1 protein-coding gene is annotated in these 279 nt (G+C 64.5%); it reads left to right on the top strand.

Annotated elements, in window-relative coordinates; translation table 11 throughout:
* Positions 1 to 214 (top strand): FAD-linked oxidase C-terminal domain-containing protein (locus EN874_RS33435; protein ID WP_135884761.1); only part of this gene is annotated, 214 nt, incomplete at its 5' end.
* Positions 215 to 279: the final 65 nt, after the last annotated feature.

Genomic DNA, 279 nt, shown 5'->3' with positions numbered 1-279 from the left:
CGCTTCGATAACTGCTGGACTCTACGACATAGCCGTCGGCCTCGGCGGCTCGATCAGCGCCGAGCATGGTATCGGCCGCAGCCGCGTCCGGGAATTCTGGGCCGGGCTCTCGCCGACGCATCGCGGCCTGGTCATGGCACTGAAGAACGCCCTCGACCCCAAGAGCTTGATGAATCCTGGCTGCCTGTTGCCCGTGACGGAGACTTTTCCATGAAGCAAAGACTGGCCGCCATCGGCACCGTCGAGACCTTGCCGCACCGGGTCGCAGCCTTCCTCAGC

It is taken from the genome of Mesorhizobium sp. M1D.F.Ca.ET.231.01.1.1 (genome assembly GCF_003999155.2).
GTDB lineage: Bacteria > Pseudomonadota > Alphaproteobacteria > Rhizobiales > Rhizobiaceae > Mesorhizobium.
Note: the sequence above shows the minus strand (reverse complement) of the source record. Positions and strands in the feature narration are given on the sequence as shown.